This window comes from Enterobacter sp. UPMP2060, from assembly GCF_053709655.1.
Genome location: NZ_JBSKJQ010000006.1, coordinates 89,797 through 113,015, shown reverse-complemented (window position 1 = coordinate 113,015; position 23,219 = coordinate 89,797). Strand labels below are relative to the sequence as shown.

Below are 23,219 nucleotides of genomic sequence, written 5' to 3'. Positions count from 1 at the left end.
GTAAACGAAGCGCCGCTCGGCAAAGCGAGGGTTAAGCAGGTAACAGTTTTAGCAGAGCGAAAGCCTCCTTCATCCGGTCTTCACTAACCACAAAAGCGCGAATCTGACCCTCGTTATCCGCGCCGCGCGCGACCATTCCCTGCGGTTCGAGGGTAATTTGCCAGTTCAGATCCTGACGCTGCGTTTCACCGGCAAGATGCAGCGGTAATTCCGGCGTTTTGACTTTAATCAGCATGGCGGGTAATTTCAGCGGCGCGCTGCCGCCGAGCAGATTTTTCGCCAGATACATCGCGCTTAATTGAATTGGCTGTAAAAAGGGCAGCACCTGACCGTTAATTTCAGCGCAGTCACCTAACGCGTAAATATCAGGTTGCGTGGTTTGCAGGTAGCTATTTACCTTCACGCCACGCTGTATTTCGGCGCCTGCGCGATGCGCCAGCGCGGTTTCCGGGCGCAGGCCCGTTGCAGCGATTACCACATCCACCTCAACGCTGCGGCTGCGGTCGAGCGTGGCACGAATGCCGCCTTCGGTTTTGCTCAGACTTTGCAGCTGCGATTTCAACAGCAGATGCACCCCCATTTCGGTCAGGCGATGCTGTAAGCGACTGCTTACTTCTGCCGGCATCAGCGACGACAGAATGCTCGCCGCATGGTCGACCAGAGTCACGGATTTACCCGCCCGGCAGAAATCCATCGCCAGCTCGGTGCCTATTAGCCCGCCGCCGACAATCATTATCCGCTGCGCGTCGCGAAGCGCCGTTTCGCTGGCCTGGTACTCCTGCTGGCTGTTGAGGGTGATCGTCAGCTCGCGGCCTTCAATCGGTGGCACAAACGCAGAGGCACCCGTGGCCAGCACCAGCCTGTCGTACTGCCAGGTTTTCTCTTTTGCTTTTACCACGTGGGCGGCGGCGTCGATGTCGGTGACCCAGGTGTAGGGAAACAGACGCAGGTTAAACTGTTCCGCGAACTCCCCCGCCGTCTGGCGGGTGAGGTCCTCGGCGCGCTGATTCTGGCTAATGACGTGGCTCAGATCGGGCTTGTTATACTCGTCCATGCTGTCGGCGGCGATCACCGTCAGCGGCACGCTGGCGTCCTGCTTGCGGATATTTTTCACCAGCTGGCGGGCGGCAAAGCCCGAGCCGATGATGACGATCCCGTTGCTCATTTTGCCTCCGTACCCAGTTCGTCAAAGACGTCTTTCCCGAGGGAACATTCCGGGCAGAGGAAGTTGTCCGGCACGTCACTCCAGGGTGTACCTGGCGCAACGTCCTGCAGCGGCTCGCCCAGTTCAGGATCGTAAATCCACTGGCAGACGCTGCACTGCATGCGCGGTCCGGGATCGGCGGCTGCCGCGGCGGCGCAGGCGCAGGTTTCCTGCTGTGCGGTCGGTTCGGCAGCTTGCGGAAGCGGTGCGAGCGCCCACTGACGGGCAATGTCGCGACCGTGCTGGCGGCAGATCTCCAGGGCGTCGATATCCGGACGCCATTTCGCCTTCAGGCTGAGGGACATTTCAAAGCCCGCATCCTGTAAACGGGTGGAGAGACGGTCTACCGCGCCGCCGCTCCAGCCGTGGGAGCCAAAGGCGCTGGCGCGCTTGTTGCGAAAACGCAGGCCGGTCATCTCTTCCACCAGACCGGCAATTTTCGGCATCATCACGTTGTTCATGGTGGAGGTGCCCACCAGCACGCCCTTGGAGCGGAACACATTGGTCAACACCTCGTTCTTATCGCTGCGCGCCACGTTGAAGATTTTCACCGCCACGTTGGGGTCCACTTCGTTGATGCCCTGGGCAATGGCGTCCGCCATCATGCGGGTGTTGTTGGACATGGTGTCGTAGAAAATAGTGATGCGGTCTTCCTGATAGTCCGCCGCCCACTTCAGGTACAGCTCCACAATCTGGGTGGGATTTTCACGCCACACCACGCCGTGGGAGGTGGCAATCATATCCACCGGCAGGTTAAAGCCGAGGATCTCGGTGATTTTCGGCGTCACCAGGCGGCTGAACGGCGTCAGGATGTTGGCGTAGTAGCGCTGGCACTGCTCGAACAGCTCGGTCTGGTCCACTTCGTCGTTGAACAGGCGTTCGTCGCAGTAGTGCTGGCCGAAGGCGTCGTTGCTGAACAGCACCGCGTCGCCGGTCATGTAGGTCATCATGCTGTCCGGCCAGTGCAGCATCGGGGTTTCCACGAAGATCAGCTGCTTGCCGTTGCCGATATCCAGCGCGTCGCCGGTTTTCACGGTGTGGAAGTTCCACTCCGGATGGTGGTGGTGGCCGTTGATCGAGTCGATGGCGTTGGTGGTGCAGTAGATCGGCGTGTTCGGAATGTAGGACATCAGCTCGGTCAGCGCGCCGGCGTGGTCCTCTTCCGCGTGGTTGATAATGATGTAGTCGATGTCGTCCAGGTCGATTTCACTGCGCAGGTTCTGCACGAACTCGCGGCTGAACTTGTGATCGACGGTATCGATCAGCACGTTTTTACCTTCACGAATGAGATAGCTGTTGTAGCTGCTGCCGCGCAGCGTTTTGTATTCCGTCCCGTGAAAATCACGCACTTCCCAGTCACGTTGACCCACCCAATGAATGTTATTTTTAACCAGAATAGACATAGCAACCTCTACGTAATACAGCATTTTCAAATAAGATGTTTTGCCTATATCAAGTTGCGTGCCAGTTTTTAATTTATTGATTTTACTTAATTAATATTTTTATGATCCGTAATGGGTAGTCATTATGACTATCAAAATTAGTGTCAATATGACAATATTCATTGTCAAAATGACAGCGAGGTCACTATGAGCTTTTCCGTAGACGTGCTGGCGAAGATCGCCATTGAGCTGCAGACCGGTATCGGCCATCAGGACCGCTTTCAACGGCTGATCTCCACGCTGCGCCACGTGCTTGAGTGCGATGCGTCCGCGCTGCTGCGCTACGAGGGGCGGCAGTTTATTCCGCTGGCTATCGACGGGCTGGCGAAGGACGTGCTCGGACGGCGTTTTACCCTAGAGGGCCATCCGCGTCTGGAAACCATCGCCCGCGCGGGTGACGTGGTGCGCTTCCCGGCGGACAGCGACTTGCCCGACCCGTACGACGGGTTGATTCCCGGACAGGAGAGCCTGAAGGTGCACGCCTGTATCGGCCTGCCGCTGTTTGCCGGACAAAACCTGATCGGCGCACTGACCCTCGACGGCCTGTCGCCGGACCAGTTCGACACCTTTAGCGATGAAGAGCTGCGCCTGATTGCCGCCCTGGCCGCCGGGGCGCTGAACAATGCCCTGCTGATTGAACAGCTGGAGAGCCAGAACATTCTTCCCGGCAGCCCGGCGGCGTTTGAGCAGGTGACGCACACGGAGATGATCGGCCTCTCTCCGGGCATGGCGCAGCTCAAAAAAGAGATTGAGATTGTCGCCGCCTCAGATTTGAACGTGCTGATCTTCGGGGAAACCGGCACCGGCAAGGAGCTGGTGGCGAAGTCCATTCACGAAGCGTCGCCGCGCGCGGTGAACCCGCTGGTGTACCTCAACTGCGCCGCGCTGCCGGAAAGCGTGGCGGAAAGCGAGCTGTTTGGTCACGTAAAAGGGGCGTTTACCGGAGCCATCAGCAACCGCAGCGGCAAGTTCGAAATGGCCGATAACGGCACGCTGTTTCTGGACGAAATCGGCGAGCTCTCCCTGTCGCTGCAGGCCAAGCTGCTGCGCGTGCTGCAGTACGGCGACATCCAGCGCGTGGGGGATGACCGCAGCCACAGAGTGGACGTTCGCGTGCTGGCGGCCACCAACCGTGACCTGCGTGAAGCGGTGCTGGCAGGGCAGTTCCGCGCCGACCTGTTCCATCGCCTGAGCGTGTTCCCGCTTACCGTGCCGCCGCTGCGCGAGCGCGGTGACGACGTGGTGCTGCTGGCGGGCTTTTTCTGCGAGCAGTGCCGTCTCAGGATGGGGCTTTCCCGCGTGGTGCTGAGCTCGGGAGCGAGGGCGCATCTGCTGAGCTACGGCTGGCCGGGCAACGTGCGCGAGCTGGAGCATGCGATCCACCGCGCGGTGGTGCTGGCGCGGGCGACGCGTTCGGGTAATGAAGTGGTGCTCCACGCGCGGCATTTTGCGCTGCAGGATGAAACCGTACCGGCTATCGCCCAGGCTGCGCCAGAGATAGCGAATGAAAATCTGCGTGAAGCTACAGAGGCGTTTCAGCGTCAGATGATTACCCGCGCGCTGGAACAGAATAACCGCAGCTGGGCGGCGTGCGCGCGGGCGCTGGAGATGGACGTCGCCAACCTGCACAGGCTGGCGAAGCGTCTGGGACTGAAGGGTTAGATAATCCCGGCCTGATAGAAATCCTGCAGGTTGATGGCGCCGCACAGCCTGCCGGCGTCATCCACCACCGGTGCGGCGGTAATTTTGCGCTTCATCAGCACCTCTTTGGCTTCAATGGCGCGGCTCTCGGCGTTCAGCGTCAGCCCGCCTTTGGTCATGGCGTCCGACACTTTGGTTTCCAGCCTGCCGCCGCCCACCAGCCAGCGGCGCAGGTCGCCGTCGGTGAACACGCCCTTAACGCTCCCGCCGTCATCGCACACCGCAACCAGCCCAAGGCCGGTGCGGCTGAGCTCCAGCATCGCGTCCATGACGCTGGTATCGAGCTTGACCTGCGGAATGGCATCGTCGGTGCGCATCAGGTGGTGAACCTTGTTGAGCAGGCGTGCGCCGAGCGCGCCCGCCGGATGCGAACGGGCGAAATCTTCTTCGTTAAAGCCGCGCGCCTGCATCACCGCCATTGCCAGCGCGTCGCCCATCATCAGGGTGTTAACGGTGCTGGAGGTCGGGGCGAGGTGCATCGGACAGGCTTCACGCTCAACGGAAATATCCAGCGTCGCCTTGGCGGCCAGCGCCAGCGGCGAGCGGGATTTTCCGGTCATCGCCAGCAGGGCGACCGATTTTTCCTGCAGGCGCGGAATAATCAGATCCAGCTCTTTGGCCGAACCGGAGTAGGAGATAAACAGCATCACGTCGCGGCTTTCAATCATCCCCAGATCGCCGTGCAGCGCCTCTGCCGGATGCACGAAGAACGCCGGGGTGCCGGTGCTGGCGAGCGTCGCGGCAATCTTTTTGCCGATATGGCCGGATTTACCGATGCCCGCCACGATCACTTTGCCTTCGCAGTGGATAATGGTGTTGGCCGCGCGGACGAAATCCTCTCCCAGACGTTCGGGCAGGCGGCTGGCTTCCTGCAGTTCCAGCATCAGCGTCTGGCGGCCCGTTTCTAACAGAAAATCACTCATCTCTCTCTCCGGTTACGATCACGTCGATTCCTTTCTCTTCCAGCGCTTTCTTGAACGCCGGGTCAATACCCGCGTCGGTAATCAGCTTATCAACGCTTTCAAGGCTACAGACAATGTTGGGGCTTTTGCGGCCAAACTTCGACGAGTCGGCCATCAAAATCACTTCCCGCGCGGCGTTGCACATGGCTTTACTGACGCTGAACACCTCGTTGAACGTCGTAACGCCCGCGTTCAGGTCGATGCCGTCGGTGCCCATAAAGAGTTTATCAAAGCTGAAGTGGTCGAAGGCATTCTCCGCCAGCTGGCCGTGAAACGACGCCGATTTTTTGCGGAAGGTGCCGCCGGGCATCAGGATGGTCTGCTCGCTGTCGAACTCCGACAGGGCGTTGACGATGTGCAGGCTGTTGGTCATCACCGTGATGTTATTAAAGCGGCTGAGCAGCGGGATCATCTGCAGGACGGTGCTGCCTGCATCCAGAATGATGGAATCGCCATCGTGGATAAATTTGACGGCGGCTTCGGCAATCAGCGCTTTCTGGTGGGTATTGATCAGCGTTTTGTGATCGATAGGCGGGTCCGCTTCGTCCTTATTGAGCACCACGCCGCCGTAGGTTCGAATGACGGCACCAGAGTTTTCGAGCAATACCAGGTCCTTGCGTATTGTCGTGCCGGTGGTGTCAAAGTAGTGGGCCAGATCCTCTACCGAACATTTTCCCTGCTTTTGCAGATGTTCGAGAATGGCCGCCTGCCGCTGACGAGGTTTCATAGGCGCTTCGTTCCTTAGGTTGCGAAATGATAATTTCGCAAGTCTATAGCTTTCACAACGAAATTATCCATGTTTCAGATTAAGCGCTAATGATAGTGCATTCTGACAGAGTGGATCATGGGGAAAGATCACATCAGGCCGTAATTCCTGCAGCGAAATGCCGTTGATTGCCTGGATTTTCGCCGGACGGGCGAAGACGGTCATGCCGCGCATGATGAGGGAATCGCAGACGTGATTGTTTTCATCCAGCGCAACGGCGACGACCACGCGCGGTTTGAAGCGTCCGCCGGAACGCCCGACCCCGACGCGACCTTTCTGACACAGCGCGTCAAACGCGCGGTTAAACTGGTGGATCTGCCAGCCGCCAAACGCCATCTGGCAAATCCAGGCGAGGGCGGCGACGGTGATGACTGCGGTGACCATATCGGCTCCTTGTTTTGTTCCCTCTCCCGGTGGGAGAGGGTTAGGGTGAGGGCATCAGGCCGCTCGATCAGAACATCACCTGCCCACCGGTGACGTTAATCGACTGCCCGGTGCAGTACGAGGCTTTCGGGCTGGCGTAAAACAGCAGCATGTTCAGCACGTCCTGATAATCGCACCCGCGCTTCAGCGGCACTTTATCGATGTAGTACTGCTCCACTTCCTCAGCCTTGATGCCGAGCTTGGTGGCGTACTGCGGCAGCAGGGACTGGAACATCGGCGATTTCAGCAGATTGCCCAGCATCAGCGAGTGCACGGTAATGCCGTACTCGGCCAGATCCAGCGCCAGAGACTGCGTCAGCCCCACGCCGCCAAACTTCGCCGCGCTGTAGCCGGAGTTATGCTTGCTGCCCACTTTCCCTGATTTGGAGTTGATCTGAATGATGCGCCCCTGAACGCCGTCGCGGATCATCAGACGGGAAAACTCGCGGGCGCAGAGGAAATAGCCCACCAGATTCACCTGCAGCGAGCGGTCAAAATCCCCCAGCTCGAAATCGCTGATAAAGGCCGCTTTCGCAATCCCCGCGCTGTAGACCAGCAGGTCGGTACGCCCAAAAATCTCGTCCACGCCGCGGGCCAGCGCCATCACGCTCTGTTCGCTGGTGGCGTCGGCGCCAAACCCGTACGCCATCCCTTCACCAAACTCGGTGTTAATGGTGTCCGCCACGCGGGCGGCTTTTTCACTCTGAATGTCCACTACCGCCACGCGGTAGCCCTCTGCGGCAAGCCCACGGCAGAGGAACTCGCCTAAGGTTTGTCCTCCACCAATGACAACGGCAACCTGACTCATGTGTTTCTCCTTAATTACGCAACAAATTTTAACGTGCAGCCTGGGGTGACAGCCTGCGGAACCGGGCCCGCCACGTGAACCGTGCCGGGATATTCGGCCTGCGGCTGGCCGTCGAAACGCAGGGTGATGTGGCCCAGCTCGCGCAGGTTTTGCTCGGCCACGTCGCCGACGGCGGTCACGGCATAGCGCGCCTCGCCCAGCTCCAGCTGGCTCCCGGCCTTCAGCTCGCCCTTCAGCTCGCCGTGGCAGTGGATAAAGCAAAACTCTTCGATATCCGCCGGGGCGCCTTCGCGGAAGGTGATCAGCATCTGGTCGCTCAGCGCGTCAGCCGCGCTCTGGCCGATGCGGGTAATGGTGGTCTGGTAAATGACGGTCATCGCAGGAACCTCTTATTGATAAATAAAGCCGGAGACAAACCAGGCAATCAGCACCGTCGGCGCGCCCGTCAGGAAGCGGCTCACCAGCACGGACGGCACGCCCACGCGCACGGTGTCCTGGCGCGCTTCGGCCAGCGACAGCCCTACGGGGATGAAATCGCACGCCGCCTGGGCGTTAATGGCGAACAGGGCGGGCAGGGCGAGGTGCGGGGGAATGTTCCCCAGACCAATCTGCACGCCAATCAGCACGCCGATGACCTGGGCAATCACCGCGCCAGGGCCGAGGAACGGCGACAGCAGCGGGAAGGAGCAGATCAGCGCCAGCGTCACCAGCCCGAGCGGGTGGCTCGCGAGCGGGGCGAGGCCGTGAGCAATCCAGTCGCCCAGGCCGGACGCCATGATGATGCCGATCAGCGCCGAGACGAATGCCATAAACGGCAGGATGGTTTTCAGCACCGTGTCGATGGTGTCGCGCCCTGACTGGAACAGCACCGCTACGGCGGACCCCATGCCCATCCCGACCTTCGCCAGCAGGCCGTCGCTCTGCTCGGTGATTTTCTTGCTGGTGTCGTACTCGCGCGGGGCCGCTTTTTGCGGCGCGGCAGTACCATTCACCAGAGTGATGTTGTCCTCCTTCACGCCTGAGACATAAATGTCCTCAAGGATGTACTGCGCCAGCGGGCCGGATTTTCCGGTGGAGTGAATATTCACTGTCGGAATGCGGCGCTTCGGATAGATACCGCAGCGCAGCGTGCCGCCGCAGTCGATCACCGCCACGCCGATTTCCGCTTCCGGCGGCTCGCCCTCCTTGAAGCCGTCGACCGCTTCCCAGCCGGTCAGCTCGCGCAGCCTGTCGACGATCGCCGGGCGCGTGCCTGCGGTGATGTAGACGATCTTTTTGCCTTCGGTGGCGTCGAACTCCAGCGGGCCGCCCCAGCCGCCCGTGCCTTTCTCAATGCGGATCCGGTTCATGCTGTGGCTCCTGAAAGATGAACTTTCTGTTCAAGCTGGATGCCCATTTTTTTCTCAAAAATGGCGGTGGTGAGGTCGGTCACCCAACCGCGGAAGAAGTTGGTGGCCAGGCCAACCAGCAGGTAGCTCACCGCCAGCGGGCCGAGCGGCAGGCCAAGGGTGGTGAGACCGCTGGCGATCCCGAGATAGACAAACAGCTCGCCGGGGTTAATGTGCGGGAACAGGCCGTTCATGGAATGGCAGCTGTAGGAGGCGGCGGCGTAGTAGCTCGGCTTGTACTTTTCCGGCATGAAGCGGCCGAGGCTTAAGGTCATCGGGTTGCAGAACACGAAGGTGCCGATGAACGGCAGTACCAGGTAGCGGGACAGCGGATTCCCGGCACAGCGCTGGGCGAAGCGTTCGATGCGCTGCTGGCCGATAAAGTTAATCAGCGCGTTCATGATCACCAGCAGGCTGATCAGCAGGGGCAGGATCCCGGTCACCATGCCGGTGAACACTTCTCCGCCTTTCTGAAACAGCCCGATGAACCACTCGGCGCCGTGGGTGATGGTTTCTATCATTCTTCTCTCCTGTGGGGCTTTTTGTTTTTGTCTTGCGGGGCTAATAATAATCACTTTGAAAGGTTTTAAAGTGTTAGTTAGATCTCACAATGAAAGAAAAATGGATTATTTTGAAAGTTTATTGATGGGGTCAATGATTTTCGGTGGAAAAAAGGGCGGATTTGCGTGGGGGAGGCGCGTACCGCTTCCTTGAGGTGTTGCGGATGCTTTACCATACTGGGTTCTTATCGAACCCGTTAAATGGATGTCTCATGTTCAAGCGTCGTTATGCAGCGCTGTTGCCTGCGCTTATTCTGCTGTCTGCCTGTAGTAGCAAACCTAAGACCGAAGCCGTTCAGCAAACGGCGGGCGCGCCTTCCGGAGGATTCCTGCTGGAGCCGCAGCACAATATGATGCAGATGGGCGGCGACTTCGCGAATAACCCGGCGGCCGAGCAGTTCATCGATAAAATGGTGAGCAAGCACGGCTTTGACAGACAGCAGCTGCACGAAATTTTGTCTCAGGCCAAGCGACTGGACTACGTGCTGCGCCTGATGGACAGGCAGGCTCCAACCGCCCAGGTGCCGAGCGGGCCGAACGGCGCGTGGCTGCGCTATCGCAAACAGTTTATTACCCCGGACAACGTGCAAAACGGCGTGGTGTTCTGGAATCAGTATGAAGATGCGCTCAACCGCGCGTGGCAGGTGTACGGCGTACCGCCGGAAATCATCGTCGGGATTATCGGCGTGGAAACCCGCTGGGGCCGCGTGATGGGTAAAACCCGCATCCTGGACGCGCTGGCGACGCTCTCCTTTAACTATCCGCGCCGCGCGGAGTATTTCTCTTCCGAGCTGGAAACCTTCCTGCTGATGGCGCGCAGCGAGCAGGACGATCCGCTCGATCTGAAAGGGTCGTTTGCCGGCGCGATGGGCTACGGCCAGTTTATGCCGTCCTCCTATAAGCAATATGCCGTCGACTTTAACGGGGATGGTCATATCAACCTGTGGGATCCGGTGGATGCCATCGGCAGCGTGGCGAACTACTTCAAAGCGCACGGCTGGGTGCCGGGCGGCCAGGTGGCGGTGCAGGCGAACGGTCAGGCACCGGGGCTGGAAAACGGCTTCAAAACTAAATACAGCGTTGCGCAGCTGACGGCGGCGGGCTTAACACCGACTCAGCCGTTGGGCAATGTCGATCAGGTAAGTCTGTTGCGTCTGGATGTCGGGACGGGCTATCAGTACTGGTACGGCATGCCGAACTTCTACGCCATCACCCGCTATAACCACAGTACCCACTATGCGATGGCCGTATGGCAGCTGGGGCTGGCGGTATCGCAGGCCCGCGTGCCGGCAGCGTCTCCGTTTAGTCAGTAAGTCATCTTATTCCCCCTCTCCCTGTGGGAGAGGGCTGGGGTGAGGGCACCCGCGCGCACCTATTTCCTGCAGAAACATTTCGGCACACTCCCTTTTCAAACCCGCCATTTACATCTTAACCGCCTTTTATTATTGTTATGTTATAACATTTAATGTGGTGTCAGAATGTCAACGTCCCTTTTTTCTCTGTCTGCTCTGGTTCGGCTTTTGCTGGCGCTGGTGCTTGTTGCCTTTATCGGGCTGGCCGTGCGCTGGGCGGTGGCATTGCCATGATTGTGATGAATGAACTGGTCGCGGGATATGAACGCCAGCCCGTTACGCGGCCCCTCTCGGGCACGATTGAGCGCGGCAGCATGACCGCCATTATCGGCGCTAACGGCTGCGGGAAATCCACGCTGCTGAAAACGCTGGCGGGATTTATTCCTCCCGTCAGCGGCGGCTTCCGCTGGCAGGGTAAGCGGCCGGTAATCGGCTGGCTGGCACAGCGTCACGCGCTGGAGGCGCAGTTTCCGCTGACCGTACAGGACGTGGTAAGCATGGGCTGCTGGCCGGGCATGTCGCTTTTTTCCGGGTTTCGTCGCGAAACGCGGTTGCGCATTGCCAGCGCGCTTGAGCGCGTTGGGCTTGAGTCCATGGCGTTATCCACCATTGATGAACTCTCCGGCGGCCAGTTTCAGCGCATGCTGTTTGCCCGCGTCCTGGTGCAGCAGGCGCCGCTGGTGATGCTGGATGAACCCTTTACCGGAGTCGATGAAGCCACCTGCAACGTGCTGATGGATCTGATGCTGGAGATGTATATGAAGGGGCAAACGCTGCTCGCGGTACTGCACGACAGCGAGCGCGTGTCGCGCCATTTCCCGCAGACGCTGCGGCTGGATGCTGACGTTCCCCAGTGGAAAACCGAGCGGGTGAGGGTGGCATGATCTGGCATCTCTTTTTTCAGCCGTTTATTGAGTACGGCTTTATGCGTCGCGCGCTGGTGGTTTGCCTGGCGCTCTCGGTCAGCACCACCGCGCTCGGCGTGTTTCTTCAGCTGCGTCGGATGAGCCTGATGGGCGACGCCCTTTCTCACGCCATTTTGCCGGGTGTCGCCGTGGGGTATTTGCTCAGCGGTATGTCGCTGCTGGCGATGAGTATTGGCGGTTTTATCGCGGGAATTACCGTGGCGCTGCTGGCCGGTCTGGTCAGTCGACGCACGCCGCTGAAAGAAGATGCCAGCTTTGCCGGGTTTTATCTCGGCTCGCTGGCGCTGGGGGTCACGCTGGTGTCGCTTCGCGGGTCGAATGTCGATCTGCTGCATCTGCTGTTTGGCTCCATCCTCGCCGTGGACAACGACGCCGCGCTGTTCGTCACGGGCGTTTGCATGTTCACCCTTATCACGCTGGCGCTGTTTTATCGCGGGCTGGTGACAGAAGCGTTTGATACCGCCTGGCTGCAGGTGAATGCCCGCTGGCTGCCTGGCCTGCTGCACGGACTGTTTCTGGCGCTGCTGGTGCTTAACCTGGTGGCCGGTTTTCAGGTGCTCGGCACGCTGATGGCCGTCGGGCTGATGATGCTTCCGGCCGTGGCAGCCCGCTGCTGGGTGCGCACGTTACCTGCCTTACTCCTGATGGCGGGTATCAGCGGTACCTTCTGCGCATGGCTGGGGCTGAGCCTCTCCTGGGCGATGAGTCTGCCGGCCGGGCCGTCCATCGTGCTCACCGCCAGCGCGCTGTTCTTTATTTCCATTTTACTGGGTACGCGAAGCAGGCTCGCTGGCAGCCTGCGGGCGTATTTTTAACGCAAGGGGAAACGATGAAACGTACAGGATTTGTAGTGGCGCTCGCGCTGGGGATGATGTCGCACGGCGTGATGGCGAAAACGCTGAATGTGGTGACCAGCTTTTCGATACTGGGGGATATCACGCAGGAGGTGGGCGGCGACCATGTGAACGTGACGACGCTGGTCGGGCCGGACGGCGATCCGCATACCTTCGAACCGTCGCCGAAAGACAGCGCGGCCCTGAGCAAGGCTGATGTGGTGGTGGTGAACGGCCTGGGGCTGGAAGGCTGGCTTGATCGTCTGGTGAAAGCCTCCGGGTTCAAAGGGCAACTGGTTGTCGCCTCAACAGGGGTGAAAACCCACACGCTTGAGGAAGATGGAAAGACTGTGACCGATCCCCATGCGTGGAACAGCGCGGCGAACGGGGCGCTCTATGCGCAAAATATTCTGAACGGGCTGGTGAAAGCCGATCCGCAAGATAAAGCGGCGCTCGAGGCTACCGGTAAGCCGTATATCGCGGAGCTGACGCAACTGGATAACTGGGCCAAAACGCGCTTTAGCCAGATCCCGCCGGCGAAGCGTAAAGTGCTGACCAGCCATGACGCGTTCGGCTATTTCAGCCGCGCTTACGGCGTGACGTTTATGGCGCCGCAGGGGCTGTCGTCTGAGAGCGAAGCCAGCGCGGCGCAGGTCGCTGAGATTATCAATCAGATCAAAGCCGACGGCGTGAAAACCTGGTTTATGGAAAATCAGCTCGATCCGCGTCTGGTGAAACAGATTGCGTCGGCGACGGGCGCACAGCCCGGGGGCGAGCTTTACCCCGAAGCGCTGTCGGCAAAAGGTGGGGTGGCAGACACCTACATTAAGGCGTTTCGCCACAATGTGAACACTCTCGCTGACAGCATGAAATAACCTTTCTACCGCCGGTGCGTCCGTACCGGCTTTTTCTGAAGCCCCCTCGTAAAACCGGAAGTCCATCCCCACATCTGACGAGAAAGTGCTATCTTGTGCAGCACGTTTTTCTGATGCCTGGAGCGAGAATGACTGACCATGAATTGATGCAGCTTAGCGAGATCGTTGGCCTTGCGCTGAAGCAGCGTGGCGCGACAATCACCACTGCGGAATCCTGCACCGGCGGCTGGGTGGCGAAAGCGATTACCGATATTGCCGGCAGTTCCGCCTGGTTTGAACGCGGTTTTGTGACCTACAGTAACGAAGCTAAAGCTCAGATGATTGGCGTGCGTGAATCCACGCTTGAACAGCATGGCGCGGTCAGCGAACCGGTGGTGATCGAGATGGCCATTGGCGCGCTCAAAGAGGCGCGGGCAGACTACGCGATTTCCATTAGCGGCATTGCGGGCCCGGACGGCGGCAGCGACGTGAAGCCTGTCGGCACCGTCTGGTTTGGGTTCGCCACCTCCAAAGGGGAAGGGATCACCCGCCGGGAGTGCTTCAGCGGCGATCGCGAAAGCGTGCGTCGTCAGGCAACCGTTTATGCGTTAAAAACGCTCTGGCAACAATTTCTACAAAACACTTGATACTGTATGACCATACAGTATAATTGCACCAACAGAACAGAAATCCACGGTGAAGCACAGTCGCTTCTCCCGGCATGACAGGAGTAATAATGGCTATCGACGAAAACAAACAGAAAGCGTTGGCGGCAGCACTGGGCCAGATCGAAAAGCAATTCGGTAAAGGCTCCATCATGCGCCTGGGTGAAGACCGTTCCATGGATGTGGAAACCATCTCCACCGGTTCGCTTTCTCTGGATATCGCGCTGGGCGCTGGCGGTCTGCCTATGGGCCGTATCGTAGAAATCTACGGGCCAGAGTCCTCCGGTAAAACCACCCTGACGCTGCAGGTGATTGCCGCGGCACAGCGCGAAGGTAAAACCTGTGCGTTTATCGATGCCGAGCACGCGCTGGACCCTGTTTATGCCCGCAAGCTGGGCGTGGATATCGACAACCTGCTGTGTTCTCAGCCGGACACCGGTGAGCAGGCGCTGGAAATTTGTGACGCGCTGGCGCGTTCTGGTGCCGTTGACGTTATCGTGGTCGACTCCGTTGCCGCACTGACGCCAAAAGCCGAAATCGAAGGTGAAATCGGTGACTCTCATATGGGCCTCGCGGCACGAATGATGAGCCAGGCGATGCGTAAGCTGGCGGGTAACCTGAAGCAGTCCAACACGCTGCTGATCTTCATCAACCAGATCCGTATGAAAATTGGTGTGATGTTCGGTAACCCGGAAACCACTACCGGTGGTAACGCACTGAAATTCTACGCCTCTGTCCGTCTGGATATCCGCCGTATCGGCGCGGTGAAAGAGGGCGAAAACGTAGTCGGTAGCGAAACCCGCGTGAAGGTTGTGAAGAACAAAATCGCTGCGCCGTTCAAACAGGCTGAGTTCCAGATCCTCTACGGCGAAGGGATCAACTTCCTCGGCGAGCTGGTTGACCTGGGCGTGAAAGAGAAGCTGATTGAAAAAGCGGGCGCCTGGTACAGCTACAACGGTGACAAGATTGGTCAGGGTAAAGCGAACGCGATCTCCTGGCTGAAAGAGAACCCGGCTGCGGCGAAAGAGATTGAGAAGAAGGTGCGTGAGCTTCTGCTGAACAACCAGGACTCCAAACCTGATTTCGTGGTCGATGCCGCGGATGCTGAAGAAACTAACGAAGACTTTTAATTGTTTCGTTTAAAAATGAAGGGCTGCTGATGCGGCCCTTTTTGCATTTCTGAATCAGCAGGTTTTTTATGAGTGAACCGACAACACGTCGACCCGCGTATGCACGCTTACTGGACCGCGCGGTGCGCATCCTGGCCGTTCGTGACCACAGTGAACAGGAGCTGCGGCGAAAACTGTCGGCTCCGGTGATGAGTAAAAACGGGCCGGAAGAGATTGATGCCACCGCGGAAGATTATGACCGCGTGATTGCCTGGTGCTATGAGCATCGTTATCTTGATGACGAGCGTTTTGCCTCACGGTTTCTCGCCAGCCGCGGCCGTAAAGGATATGGGCCCGCGCGCATCCGGCAGGAGCTGAACCAGAAAGGGGTGGCCAGGGAGTCCATCGAAAAAGCGATGCGCGAATGCGATACTGACTGGTGCGAGCTGGCCAGAGAACAGGCGATTCGTAAATACGGCGAACCGCTGCCGCGTGAGTTTTCAGAAAAAGTTAAAATCCAGCGCTTTTTGCTCTACCGCGGCTTTCTGATGGAAGATATTCAGGATATCTGGCGTAATTTTGCCGATTGAACGCATGCGGGATTTTACTTCCCACTAAAGAAAACTTATCTTATTCCCACTTTTTCCAGTAGCTGGTCTGTCCAACGGTTTACCGATACAGGCTGGCTACGACATTTCGTTAGCTTGATTTCAGGATAATTATGAGCAAGAGCACCGCTGAGATCCGTCAGGCGTTTCTCGATTTTTTCCATAGTAAGGGACACCAGGTTGTTGCCAGCAGCTCCCTGGTACCGAACAACGATCCGACTCTGCTGTTTACCAACGCCGGGATGAACCAGTTCAAGGATGTGTTCCTTGGTCTCGACAAGCGTAATTATTCCCGCGCCACAACCTCACAGCGTTGCGTGCGTGCGGGCGGTAAACACAACGACCTGGAAAACGTCGGTTACACCGCGCGTCACCATACGTTCTTCGAAATGCTGGGTAACTTCAGCTTCGGCGACTACTTCAAACACGATGCTATTCAATATGCGTGGGAACTGCTGACCGGTGAAAACTGGTTCAACCTGCCGAAAGAGCGTCTGTGGGTTACCGTCTATGAAACCGATGACGAAGCCTACGAAATCTGGGAAAAAGAAGTCGGTATCCCGCGCGAGCGTATTATTCGCATCGGTGATAACAAAGGCGCGCCATACGCGTCTGACAACTTCTGGCAGATGGGTGATACCGGCCCTTGCGGTCCGTGCACCGAGATCTTCTACGATCACGGCGACCATATCTGGGGTGGGCCTCCGGGCAGCCCGGAAGAAGACGGCGATCGCTACATTGAGATCTGGAACATCGTGTTCATGCAGTTCAACCGTCAGGCCGACGGTACGATGGAGCCGCTGCCGAAGCCTTCCGTCGATACCGGTATGGGTCTGGAGCGTATTGCCGCGGTTCTGCAGCATGTTAACTCCAACTACGAAATTGATCTGTTCAGCACCCTGATCAAAGCCGTTGCGAACGTTACCGGCGCGACCGATCTGAACAACAAATCGCTGCGCGTTATCGCGGACCACATTCGTTCCTGTGCGTTCCTGATTGCCGACGGCGTTATCCCGTCGAATGAAAACCGTGGCTACGTGCTGCGTCGTATCATTCGTCGTGCCATCCGTCACGGCAACATGCTGGGCGCGAAGGACACCTTCTTCTATAAACTCGTTGGGCCACTGATTGGCGTGATGGGTGCTGCCGGTGATGAGCTGAAACGCCAGCAGGCGCAGGTAGAGCAGGTTCTGAAAACCGAAGAAGAGCAGTTTGCGCGTACACTTGAGCGCGGCCTGGCGCTGCTGGACGAAGAGCTGGCGAAACTTAAGGGCGACACGCTGGATGGCGAAACCGCTTTCCGCCTGTACGACACCTACGGCTTCCCGGTTGACCTGACGGCGGACGTTTGCCGCGAGCGCAACATCAAAGTTGACGAAGCGGGCTTCGAAGCCGCGATGGAAGAGCAGCGTCGTCGTGCGCGTGAGTCCAGCGGTTTCGGTGCGGACTACAACGCGATGATTCGCGTTGATAGCGCGTCTGAATTCAAAGGTTATGACGCGCTGGAACTGACCGGCAAAGTGACCGCCCTGTTTGTTGACGGTAAAGCCGTGGACAGCATCAGCGCGGGTCAGGATGCGGTTGTCATTCTGGACAAAACGCCATTCTACGCGGAGTCCGGCGGTCAGGTTGGCGATAAGGGCGAACTGAAAGGCAACGGCTTTAGCTTTAGCGTCAGCGACACCCAGAAATACGGTCAGGCGATTGGTCACCAGGGCAAACTGGTTTCCGGTTCTCTGAAAGTGGGCGAGGGCGTACAGGCTAACGTGGATGAAGCTCGCCGCGCGCGCATTCGTCTGAACCACTCTGCAACCCACCTGATGCACGCAGCCCTGCGCGACGTACTCGGTACCCACGTTGCACAGAAAGGTTCTCTGGTTAACGACAAAGTGCTGCGTTTCGACTTCTCGCATTTTGAAGCGATGAAACCGTCTGAGATCCGCGCGGTGGAAGATCTGGTGAACGCGCAGATCCGTCGTAACCTGCCAATCGAGACCCACATCATGGAGCTCGAGGACGCCAAGAAAAAAGGTGCGATGGCGCTGTTTGGTGAGAAATATGACGACCGCGTTCGCGTGCTGAGCATGGGCGACTTCTCTACCGAGCTGTGCGGCGGTACGCACGCATCGCGCACCGGTGACATCGGCCTGTTCCGCATTGTTTCCGAGTCGGGTACGGCGGCAGGCGTGCGTCGTATTGAAGCGGTGACCGGTGAAGGTGCGATTGCCAGCCTGCATGCGCAGAGCGATCAGCTGCACGACATCGCGCAGCTGCTGAAAGGCGATAGCCAGAACCTGGGCGAGAAAGTGCGCGTTGCGCTGGATCGCACGCGTCAGCTGGAAAAAGAGCTGCAGCAGCTGAAAGAGCAGGCTGCGGCGCAGGAGAGTGCAAGCCTCTCCAGCAAGGCTGTAGACATTAAGGGCGTCAAACTGCTGGTCAGCGATCTGGCGGGCGTTGAGCCTAAGATGCTGCGTACTATGGTCGACGATCTCAAGAACCAGCTTGGTTCTACCGTTATCGTGCTGGCGACAGTGGCAGAAGGTAAGGTTTCTCTGATTGCGGGCGTCTCTAAGGATGTGACCGACCGCGTTAAAGCAGGGGAACTGATTGGTATGGTCGCTCAGCAGGTGGGCGGCAAGGGGGGCGGTCGTCCGGACATGGCGCAAGCCGGTGGTACGGATGCAGCGGCACTTCCGCAAGCTTTGGCCAGCGTTGAAAGCTGGGTAAGCGCGAAACTGTAATAACTACAAAGCACAAGCAGACGCCATAGCGGTAACGTTATGGCGTCTTGTTCACTGTGCTATCGATAACGATAAAGTCAGGTTGAGTTTGTGTATATCGGCTAAACTTACGTTTAACAGAATGTGATGCCGTGACTGCTTACACTTTACGTGTTTGTCATCGCTTACTTTTTGGCGTTATATGATGGATAATGCCGGGATACAAGAGACCCGACTCTTTTAATCTTTCAAGGAGCAAAGAATGCTGATTCTGACTCGTCGAGTTGGTGAGACCCTCATGATTGGGGATGAGGTCACCGTGACAGTTTTAGGGGTAAAGGGTAACCAGGTACGTATTGGTGTTAACGCTCCTAAAGAAGTATCTGTCCACCGTGAAGAGATCTACCAGCGTATCCAGGCTGAAAAATCCCAGCAGTCCAGTTACTGATATTGTCGCGTCTCGCTGTCGGGCGAGACGCAACCCTCCTGTCATTTTTCCTGCTCAACGTTACCGTTTAATTTCAAACGCTCTCTTTTTAACCACTCCGTTACCCTAAACTCGCCCTTACGCCGCTATTTCTGCAAAGGTTTTCTGTGAAGATGCCTGCAAAATCCGCTTATAAAACACCCTCTTTGCGGCTTTTACATGCGAATTGCGTGTGATTTGTGCAAACGATAAAAGCTTTTGGAAAATTGTTTGACTTATAAGTCCCAGAAAGTAATATATGCGCCACGCAGCGACGAGAAGCTCTTAACGAGTAACTCGAAGCACTCGAAAGAGGCGTTGTGTGGTGAGGTGGCCGAGAGGCTGAAGGCGCTCCCCTGCTAAGGGAGTATGCGGTCAAAAGCTGCATCCGGGGTTCGAATCCCCGCCTCACCGCCATTTTGCATCCGTAGCTCAGCTGGATAGAGTACTCGGCTACGAACCGAGCGGTCGGAGGTTCGAATCCTCCCGGATGCACCATTTACTATTTCTGAAAGCAGTACCCTGATGCATCCGTAGCTCAGCTGGATAGAGTACTCGGCTACGAACCGAGCGGTCGGAGGTTCGAATCCTCCCGGATGCACCATATTCTCCGAGATAATAGCCACGCTGTTGTTTCAAGTTCTGCGAGTTAATCGCGAGCACCAGGGAGGATAACGTTGCTTCAGCAACGGCCCGCAGGGCGAGGCGCAGCCGAGTAATCCTCCCGGATGCACCATTTATTATTTCTGAAAGTAGTTCCCTGATGCATCCGTAGCTCAGCTGGATAGAGTACTCGGCTACGAACCGAGCGGTCGGAGGTTCGAATCCTCCCGGATGCACCATATTCTCCGAGATAATAGCCACGCTGTTGTTTCAAGGTCTGCGAGTTAATCGCAAGCACCAGGGAGGATAACGTTGCTTAAGCAACGGCCCGTAGGGCGAGGCGCAGCCGAGTAATCCTCCCGGATGCACCATCTCTTCTGTTATTCCCTTCGATGTTTATTTCTTAATCACTCTCGTAGTTATGGCTTCTCAGTCAGCGACAAAAATCACCATTTACGATAAAGTAATGCTTTGTTAATCGTTTAGCGAGAGCACGATGTACGCACAGTATGACGGTTTGATCTTCGATATGGACGGCACTCTCCTGGATACCGAACCCACGCATCGTCAAGCCTGGACTGACGTCCTGGGCCGCTACGGCATGCGTTTCGATCTTCAGGCGATGATTGCCCTCAACGGATCCCCCACCTGGCGTATTGCGCAGGCCGTGATTGAACTGAATCAGGCCGATCTCGACCCGCACCTGCTCGCGCGCGAAAAAACCGATGCGGTAAAAGCCATGCTTTTAGATACCGTGCGCCCTCTGCCGCTTATTGATGTGGTAAAAGAGTGGCACGGGCGCCGTCCGATGTCGGTAGGAACAGGCAGTGAAAGCTCGATTGCAGAAGCTTTGCTCAACCATCTTGGCCTGCGCCACTATTTTTCTGCCGTGGTCGCCGCCGATCATGTTAAACATCACAAGCCCGCACCGGACACCTTCCTGCTTTGCGCAGAATTAATGGGCGTCCCGGCGGCAAAATGTGTCGTGTTTGAAGACGCCGATTTCGGCATTCAGGCCGCGCGTGATGCCGGAATGGATGCGGTGGATGTGCGCTTACTGTGAGTGACGCGCTGTCACTTGCCTCATTATTCGCCAGCAGTTTTTTAAGCGCCACGCTGTTACCGGGAAATTCGGAAGTGGTGCTGGTGGCGATGCTGTTGTCCGGCGTGAGTCAGCCCTGGCTGCTTGTATTAATAGCAACAATGGGTAATAGCCTTGGAGGGCTGACTAACGTTATTCTTGGGCGTTTCTTTCCGCTGCGCGAAAAATCGCGCTGGCAGGAAAAGGCAGTCGGCTGGCTAAAACGCTATGGCGCTGCCACGCTGTTATTAAGCTGGATGCCTGTAATAGGCGATTTACTGTGTCTGCTGGCGGGATGGATGCGCATCTCCTGGGGACCGGTGCTCTTTTTTTTGTGCCTTGGCAAGGCGTTGCGCTATGTTCTCGTGGCGTGGGCAACACTACAGGGTATGACGTGGTGGCACTAATTGGTGGAATGAATACGCGACCTTCAATCGTCAACCATTACAATTATGCTGAGTAACATTACTTTGACAGGCGGGAGGTCAATTTGATCCCGGACGTATCTCAGGCGCTGGCCTGGCTGGAAAACCACCCTCAGGCATTGAAGGGTATTCAGCGTGGTCTTGAGCGTGAAACGCTGCGCGTTAACGCGGACGGTAGCTTAGCGACGACGGGTCACCCGAAGGCGTTAGGCTCGGCGCTGACACATAAATGGATCACAACCGATTTCGCTGAGGCACTGCTGGAGTTCATCACGCCAGTAGAGGGTGATATTGATCATATGCTGACGATCATGCGCGATATCCATCGCTACACCGCGCGCAACATGGGCGACGAACGTATGTGGCCTCTCAGCATGCCGTGCTATATCGAGCAGGGCCAGGAGATTGAGCTGGCGCAGTACGGCACGTCAAATATCGGCCGGCTGAAAACGCTCTATCGCGAAGGGCTGAAAAACCGCTACGGCGCGTTGATGCAGACGATCTCGGGCGTGCATTACAACTTCTCGCTGCCAATGGCGTTCTGGCAGGCGAAATGCGGTGAAACGGATAAAGACGCGATCTCTGAAGGCTACTTCCGCCTGATCCGCAACTATTACCGTTTCGGCTGGGTGATCCCGTATCTGTTTGGTGCCTCCCCGGCGATCTGTTCTTCGTTCCTGCAGGGGAAACCGACCACGCTGCCGTTCGAGAAGACCGAGTGCGGAATGTACTATCTCCCGTACGCCACCTCTCTGCGCCTGAGCGATCTCGGTTATACCAATAAATCGCAAAGCAATCTCGGTATTACGTTTAACGAATTGCACGAATATGTGGCAGGATTGAAGCGGGCGATCAAAACCCCGTCGGAAGAGTACGAGAAAATCGGCCTCGAAAAAGACGGCAAGCGCCTGCAAATCAACAGCAATGTGCTGCAGATTGAAAACGAGCTGTATGCGCCTATTCGTCCTAAGCGCGTAACGCGCAGCGGTGAAACCCCGTCGGATGCGCTGCAGCGCGGCGGGATCGAATACATTGAAGTGCGTTCGCTGGATATCAACCCGTTCTCACCGATTGGCGTTGATGAGCAGCAGATTCGCTTCCTGGATCTGTTTATGGTCTGGTGCGTGCTGGCGGATGCGCCGGAAATGAGTTCAGACGAACTGCTCTGTACCCGTACAAACTGGAATCGCGTGATTCTGGAAGGGCGTAAGCCGGGCCTGACGCTGGGTATTGGCTGCGAAACGGCACAGTTCCCGCTGACCAAAGTCGGCAAAGATCTGTTCCGCGACCTGAAGCGTGTTGCACGCACAATGGACAGCATCGACGGCGGCGACGCGTATCAACAGATCTGCGACCAGCTGGTGGAATGTTTTGATAATCCGGAACTGACGTTCTCAGCGCGTATTCTGCGTTCTATGATCGATCAGGGCATTGGCGGCACCGGGCGTTCACTCTCAGCGGAGTACCGCGAGATGCTGATGCAGGAGCCGTTAGAAGTGCTGAGCGAAGCGGATTTTGTCGCGGAACGCGATGCGTCCGTGGTGCGTCAGAAAGAGGTTGAAGCGGCGGATACCGAGTCGTTTGAGGCGTTTCTGGCGAAGCAGGCTTAAGCAGAAAAGAAAAAGGCCACATCGCTGTGGCCAAAATATACATCTCTGAATTCAGGGATGATGATAACAAATGCGCGTCTTTCATATACTCAGACGTGCATTCTGTAGAAGAGTTCAGTTTATTTTAAAAAAAATCACTGTCGGAGGTGACGTATGCCGTTATTAGATAGCTTTACTGTCGACCATACCCGTATGGAAGCACCTGCAGTACGCGTGGCGAAGACCATGCACACCCCGCACGGCGACACGATCACCGTCTTCGATCTGCGTTTCTGCGTGCCAAATAAAGAAGTGATGCCAGAGAAAGGCATTCATACCCTGGAACACCTGTTCGCCGGTTTCATGCGTGACCATCTGAACGGCAACGGCGTTGAGATCATCGACATCTCTCCGATGGGCTGCCGTACCGGTTTCTACATGAGCCTGATTGGCCAGCCAGAAGAGAAACGCGTCGCTGATGCGTGGAAAGCGGCGATGGAAGACGTGCTGAAGGTGAAAGAGCAGAACCAGATCCCTGAGCTGAACGTTTACCAGTGCGGTACTTACCAGATGCACTCTCTGGAAGAAGCGCAGGACATCGCGCGTCACATCATCGAGCGTGATGTTCGCGTGAACAGCAACGAAGAGCTGGCCCTGCCAAAAGAAAAACTGCAGGAACTGCACATCTAGTGCACCTTTTCCCTCTCCCTCCGGGAGAGGGTAGGGTGAGGGTG

Annotated in this window: 23 protein-coding genes and 4 tRNA genes; 18 read left to right on the top strand and 9 right to left on the bottom strand. The window is 57.2% G+C overall.

The features are described from left to right. Positions 1-31: 31 nt before the first annotated feature. Both norW and norV read right to left on the bottom strand, forming a co-directional pair. Positions 32-1,165 carry an NADH:flavorubredoxin reductase NorW gene (gene norW, locus ACWKXN_RS14170; RefSeq protein ID WP_033146375.1) on the bottom strand — a complete coding sequence of 378 codons (1,134 nt, stop codon included), beginning with the start codon at positions 1,163-1,165 and terminating at the stop codon, positions 32-34. Further along, positions 1,162-2,607: an anaerobic nitric oxide reductase flavorubredoxin gene (gene norV, locus ACWKXN_RS14165; RefSeq protein ID WP_064673533.1), complete on the bottom strand. Its 1,446-nt coding sequence runs from the start codon at positions 2,605-2,607 to the stop codon at positions 1,162-1,164. Before norV ends, norW begins: the two co-directional genes overlap by 4 nt. 186 nt (positions 2,608-2,793) lie before the next feature. Between norV and norR the strand changes: the two genes are divergently transcribed. Continuing rightward, positions 2,794-4,308, top strand: coding sequence for a nitric oxide reductase transcriptional regulator NorR (norR, locus tag ACWKXN_RS14160; protein WP_454543933.1), 1,515 nt, complete (start codon positions 2,794-2,796; stop codon positions 4,306-4,308). Here the strand turns inward: norR and gutQ are convergent. The 7 genes from gutQ to srlA all read right to left on the bottom strand — a co-directional run bounded on the left by gutQ (position 4,305) and on the right by srlA (position 9,215). Continuing rightward, entirely contained in the window at positions 4,305-5,270 is a 966-nt protein-coding gene (gene gutQ / locus ACWKXN_RS14155; RefSeq protein ID WP_033146372.1) for an arabinose-5-phosphate isomerase GutQ, read from the bottom strand. The two genes, norR and gutQ, sit on opposite strands and share 4 nt — an antisense overlap. Further along, entirely contained in the window at positions 5,263-6,036 is a 774-nt protein-coding gene (srlR, locus tag ACWKXN_RS14150; RefSeq protein WP_032640855.1) for a glucitol operon DNA-binding transcriptional repressor SrlR, read from the bottom strand. Before srlR ends, gutQ begins: the two co-directional genes overlap by 8 nt. Positions 6,037-6,099: 63 nt before the next feature. Then, a complete protein-coding gene (gene gutM / locus ACWKXN_RS14145; RefSeq protein ID WP_454543932.1) occupies positions 6,100-6,459 on the bottom strand; it encodes a transcriptional regulator GutM in 360 nt (119 codons plus the stop codon). A gap of 67 nt (positions 6,460-6,526) precedes the next feature. Then, positions 6,527-7,306, bottom strand: a complete 780-nt coding sequence (srlD, locus tag ACWKXN_RS14140; protein ID WP_033146371.1) for a sorbitol-6-phosphate dehydrogenase — start codon at positions 7,304-7,306, stop codon at positions 6,527-6,529. Between the two features lie 14 nt (positions 7,307-7,320). Further along, complete coding sequence (gene srlB, locus ACWKXN_RS14135) at positions 7,321-7,683, bottom strand: PTS glucitol/sorbitol transporter subunit IIA (RefSeq protein ID WP_023308951.1); 363 nt, start codon at positions 7,681-7,683, stop codon at positions 7,321-7,323. 12 nt (positions 7,684-7,695) lie between these two features. After that, on the bottom strand, positions 7,696-8,655 hold the full coding sequence (srlE, locus tag ACWKXN_RS14130; protein ID WP_023308950.1) for a PTS glucitol/sorbitol transporter subunit IIB: 960 nt from the start codon (positions 8,653-8,655) through the stop codon (positions 7,696-7,698). Then, positions 8,652-9,215 (bottom strand): PTS glucitol/sorbitol transporter subunit IIC, encoded by a 564-nt coding sequence (gene srlA / locus ACWKXN_RS14125; RefSeq protein WP_454543931.1) that lies wholly within the window; start codon positions 9,213-9,215, stop codon positions 8,652-8,654. The genes srlE and srlA overlap by 4 nt, the downstream gene beginning before the upstream one ends. Positions 9,216-9,466: 251 nt before the next feature. Between srlA and mltB the strand changes: the two genes are divergently transcribed. From mltB to luxS, 17 genes are all read left to right on the top strand, one after another. Next, positions 9,467-10,567, top strand: a complete 1,101-nt coding sequence (mltB, locus tag ACWKXN_RS14120; protein ID WP_176690050.1) for a lytic murein transglycosylase B — start codon at positions 9,467-9,469, stop codon at positions 10,565-10,567. Between the two features lie 269 nt (positions 10,568-10,836). Beyond that, complete coding sequence (locus tag ACWKXN_RS14115) at positions 10,837-11,490, top strand: metal ABC transporter ATP-binding protein (protein ID WP_069303223.1); 654 nt, start codon at positions 10,837-10,839, stop codon at positions 11,488-11,490. Beyond that, complete coding sequence (locus tag ACWKXN_RS14110; RefSeq protein WP_454543930.1) at positions 11,487-12,347, top strand: metal ABC transporter permease; 861 nt, start codon at positions 11,487-11,489, stop codon at positions 12,345-12,347. Before ACWKXN_RS14115 ends, ACWKXN_RS14110 begins: the two co-directional genes overlap by 4 nt. Positions 12,348-12,361: 14 nt before the next feature. Then, positions 12,362-13,240, top strand: coding sequence for a metal ABC transporter substrate-binding protein (locus ACWKXN_RS14105; RefSeq protein ID WP_094934785.1), 879 nt, complete (start codon positions 12,362-12,364; stop codon positions 13,238-13,240). 128 nt (positions 13,241-13,368) lie between these two features. Continuing rightward, complete coding sequence (gene pncC, locus ACWKXN_RS14100) at positions 13,369-13,866, top strand: nicotinamide-nucleotide amidase (protein WP_023308944.1); 498 nt, start codon at positions 13,369-13,371, stop codon at positions 13,864-13,866. An 89-nt stretch (positions 13,867-13,955) separates the two neighbouring features. Next, complete coding sequence (recA, locus tag ACWKXN_RS14095) at positions 13,956-15,014, top strand: recombinase RecA (protein WP_023308943.1); 1,059 nt, start codon at positions 13,956-13,958, stop codon at positions 15,012-15,014. Between the two features lie 68 nt (positions 15,015-15,082). Continuing rightward, complete coding sequence (gene recX, locus ACWKXN_RS14090) at positions 15,083-15,583, top strand: recombination regulator RecX (RefSeq protein WP_033146366.1); 501 nt, start codon at positions 15,083-15,085, stop codon at positions 15,581-15,583. A 131-nt stretch (positions 15,584-15,714) separates the two neighbouring features. Continuing rightward, on the top strand, positions 15,715-18,342 hold the full coding sequence (alaS, locus tag ACWKXN_RS14085; protein ID WP_454543929.1) for an alanine--tRNA ligase: 2,628 nt from the start codon (positions 15,715-15,717) through the stop codon (positions 18,340-18,342). 241 nt (positions 18,343-18,583) lie between these two features. Further along, positions 18,584-18,769 (top strand): carbon storage regulator CsrA, encoded by a 186-nt coding sequence (gene csrA / locus ACWKXN_RS14080; RefSeq protein ID WP_000906486.1) that lies wholly within the window; start codon positions 18,584-18,586, stop codon positions 18,767-18,769. Between the two features lie 342 nt (positions 18,770-19,111). Next, positions 19,112-19,204, top strand: a tRNA-Ser gene (locus ACWKXN_RS14075). Positions 19,205-19,208: 4 nt separating this feature from the next. Next, positions 19,209-19,285, top strand: a tRNA-Arg gene (locus ACWKXN_RS14070). A 29-nt stretch (positions 19,286-19,314) separates the two neighbouring features. Continuing rightward, a tRNA-Arg gene (locus ACWKXN_RS14065) sits at positions 19,315-19,391 on the top strand. 161 nt (positions 19,392-19,552) lie between these two features. Further along, positions 19,553-19,629, top strand: a tRNA-Arg gene (locus ACWKXN_RS14060). A gap of 257 nt (positions 19,630-19,886) precedes the next feature. Beyond that, positions 19,887-20,453, top strand: coding sequence for a fructose-1-phosphate/6-phosphogluconate phosphatase (gene yqaB / locus ACWKXN_RS14055; protein WP_023308940.1), 567 nt, complete (start codon positions 19,887-19,889; stop codon positions 20,451-20,453). Continuing rightward, complete coding sequence (locus ACWKXN_RS14050; RefSeq protein ID WP_008499541.1) at positions 20,450-20,878, top strand: YqaA family protein; 429 nt, start codon at positions 20,450-20,452, stop codon at positions 20,876-20,878. Before yqaB ends, ACWKXN_RS14050 begins: the two co-directional genes overlap by 4 nt. Positions 20,879-20,961: 83 nt before the next feature. Next, on the top strand, positions 20,962-22,506 hold the full coding sequence (gshA, locus tag ACWKXN_RS14045) for a glutamate--cysteine ligase (RefSeq protein WP_023333180.1): 1,545 nt from the start codon (positions 20,962-20,964) through the stop codon (positions 22,504-22,506). Between the two features lie 153 nt (positions 22,507-22,659). Further along, on the top strand, positions 22,660-23,175 hold the full coding sequence (gene luxS / locus ACWKXN_RS14040; RefSeq protein ID WP_014884972.1) for an S-ribosylhomocysteine lyase: 516 nt from the start codon (positions 22,660-22,662) through the stop codon (positions 23,173-23,175). Positions 23,176-23,219 lie beyond the last annotated feature (44 nt).

Excerpts from the sequence above, each read along its gene's own strand:
- recA (WP_023308943.1), top strand. The coding sequence starts at position 13,956 with ATGGCTATCGACGAAAACAAACAGAAAGCGTTGGCGGCAGCACTGGGC.
- pncC (WP_023308944.1), top strand. The coding sequence starts at position 13,369 with ATGACTGACCATGAATTGATGCAGCTTAGCGAGATCGTTGGCCTTGCG.
- recX (WP_033146366.1), top strand. The coding sequence starts at position 15,083 with ATGAGTGAACCGACAACACGTCGACCCGCGTATGCACGCTTACTGGAC.
- srlB (WP_023308951.1), bottom strand. The coding sequence starts at position 7,683 with ATGACCGTCATTTACCAGACCACCATTACCCGCATCGGCCAGAGCGCG.
- ACWKXN_RS14110 (WP_454543930.1), top strand. The coding sequence starts at position 11,487 with ATGATCTGGCATCTCTTTTTTCAGCCGTTTATTGAGTACGGCTTTATG.
- gutM (WP_454543932.1), bottom strand. The coding sequence starts at position 6,459 with ATGGTCACCGCAGTCATCACCGTCGCCGCCCTCGCCTGGATTTGCCAG.
- srlR (WP_032640855.1), bottom strand. The coding sequence starts at position 6,036 with ATGAAACCTCGTCAGCGGCAGGCGGCCATTCTCGAACATCTGCAAAAG.
- mltB (WP_176690050.1), top strand. The coding sequence starts at position 9,467 with ATGTTCAAGCGTCGTTATGCAGCGCTGTTGCCTGCGCTTATTCTGCTG.
- norR (WP_454543933.1), top strand. The coding sequence starts at position 2,794 with ATGAGCTTTTCCGTAGACGTGCTGGCGAAGATCGCCATTGAGCTGCAG.
- srlE (WP_023308950.1), bottom strand. The coding sequence starts at position 8,655 with ATGAACCGGATCCGCATTGAGAAAGGCACGGGCGGCTGGGGCGGCCCG.
- norV (WP_064673533.1), bottom strand. The coding sequence starts at position 2,607 with ATGTCTATTCTGGTTAAAAATAACATTCATTGGGTGGGTCAACGTGAC.
- norW (WP_033146375.1), bottom strand. The coding sequence starts at position 1,165 with ATGAGCAACGGGATCGTCATCATCGGCTCGGGCTTTGCCGCCCGCCAG.
- ACWKXN_RS14105 (WP_094934785.1), top strand. The coding sequence starts at position 12,362 with ATGAAACGTACAGGATTTGTAGTGGCGCTCGCGCTGGGGATGATGTCG.
- ACWKXN_RS14115 (WP_069303223.1), top strand. The coding sequence starts at position 10,837 with ATGATTGTGATGAATGAACTGGTCGCGGGATATGAACGCCAGCCCGTT.
- alaS (WP_454543929.1), top strand. The coding sequence starts at position 15,715 with ATGAGCAAGAGCACCGCTGAGATCCGTCAGGCGTTTCTCGATTTTTTC.
- srlA (WP_454543931.1), bottom strand. The coding sequence starts at position 9,215 with ATGATAGAAACCATCACCCACGGCGCCGAGTGGTTCATCGGGCTGTTT.
- csrA (WP_000906486.1), top strand. The coding sequence starts at position 18,584 with ATGCTGATTCTGACTCGTCGAGTTGGTGAGACCCTCATGATTGGGGAT.
- gutQ (WP_033146372.1), bottom strand. The coding sequence starts at position 5,270 with ATGAGTGATTTTCTGTTAGAAACGGGCCGCCAGACGCTGATGCTGGAA.
- luxS (WP_014884972.1), top strand. The coding sequence starts at position 22,660 with ATGCCGTTATTAGATAGCTTTACTGTCGACCATACCCGTATGGAAGCA.
- yqaB (WP_023308940.1), top strand. The coding sequence starts at position 19,887 with ATGTACGCACAGTATGACGGTTTGATCTTCGATATGGACGGCACTCTC.
- srlD (WP_033146371.1), bottom strand. The coding sequence starts at position 7,306 with ATGAGTCAGGTTGCCGTTGTCATTGGTGGAGGACAAACCTTAGGCGAG.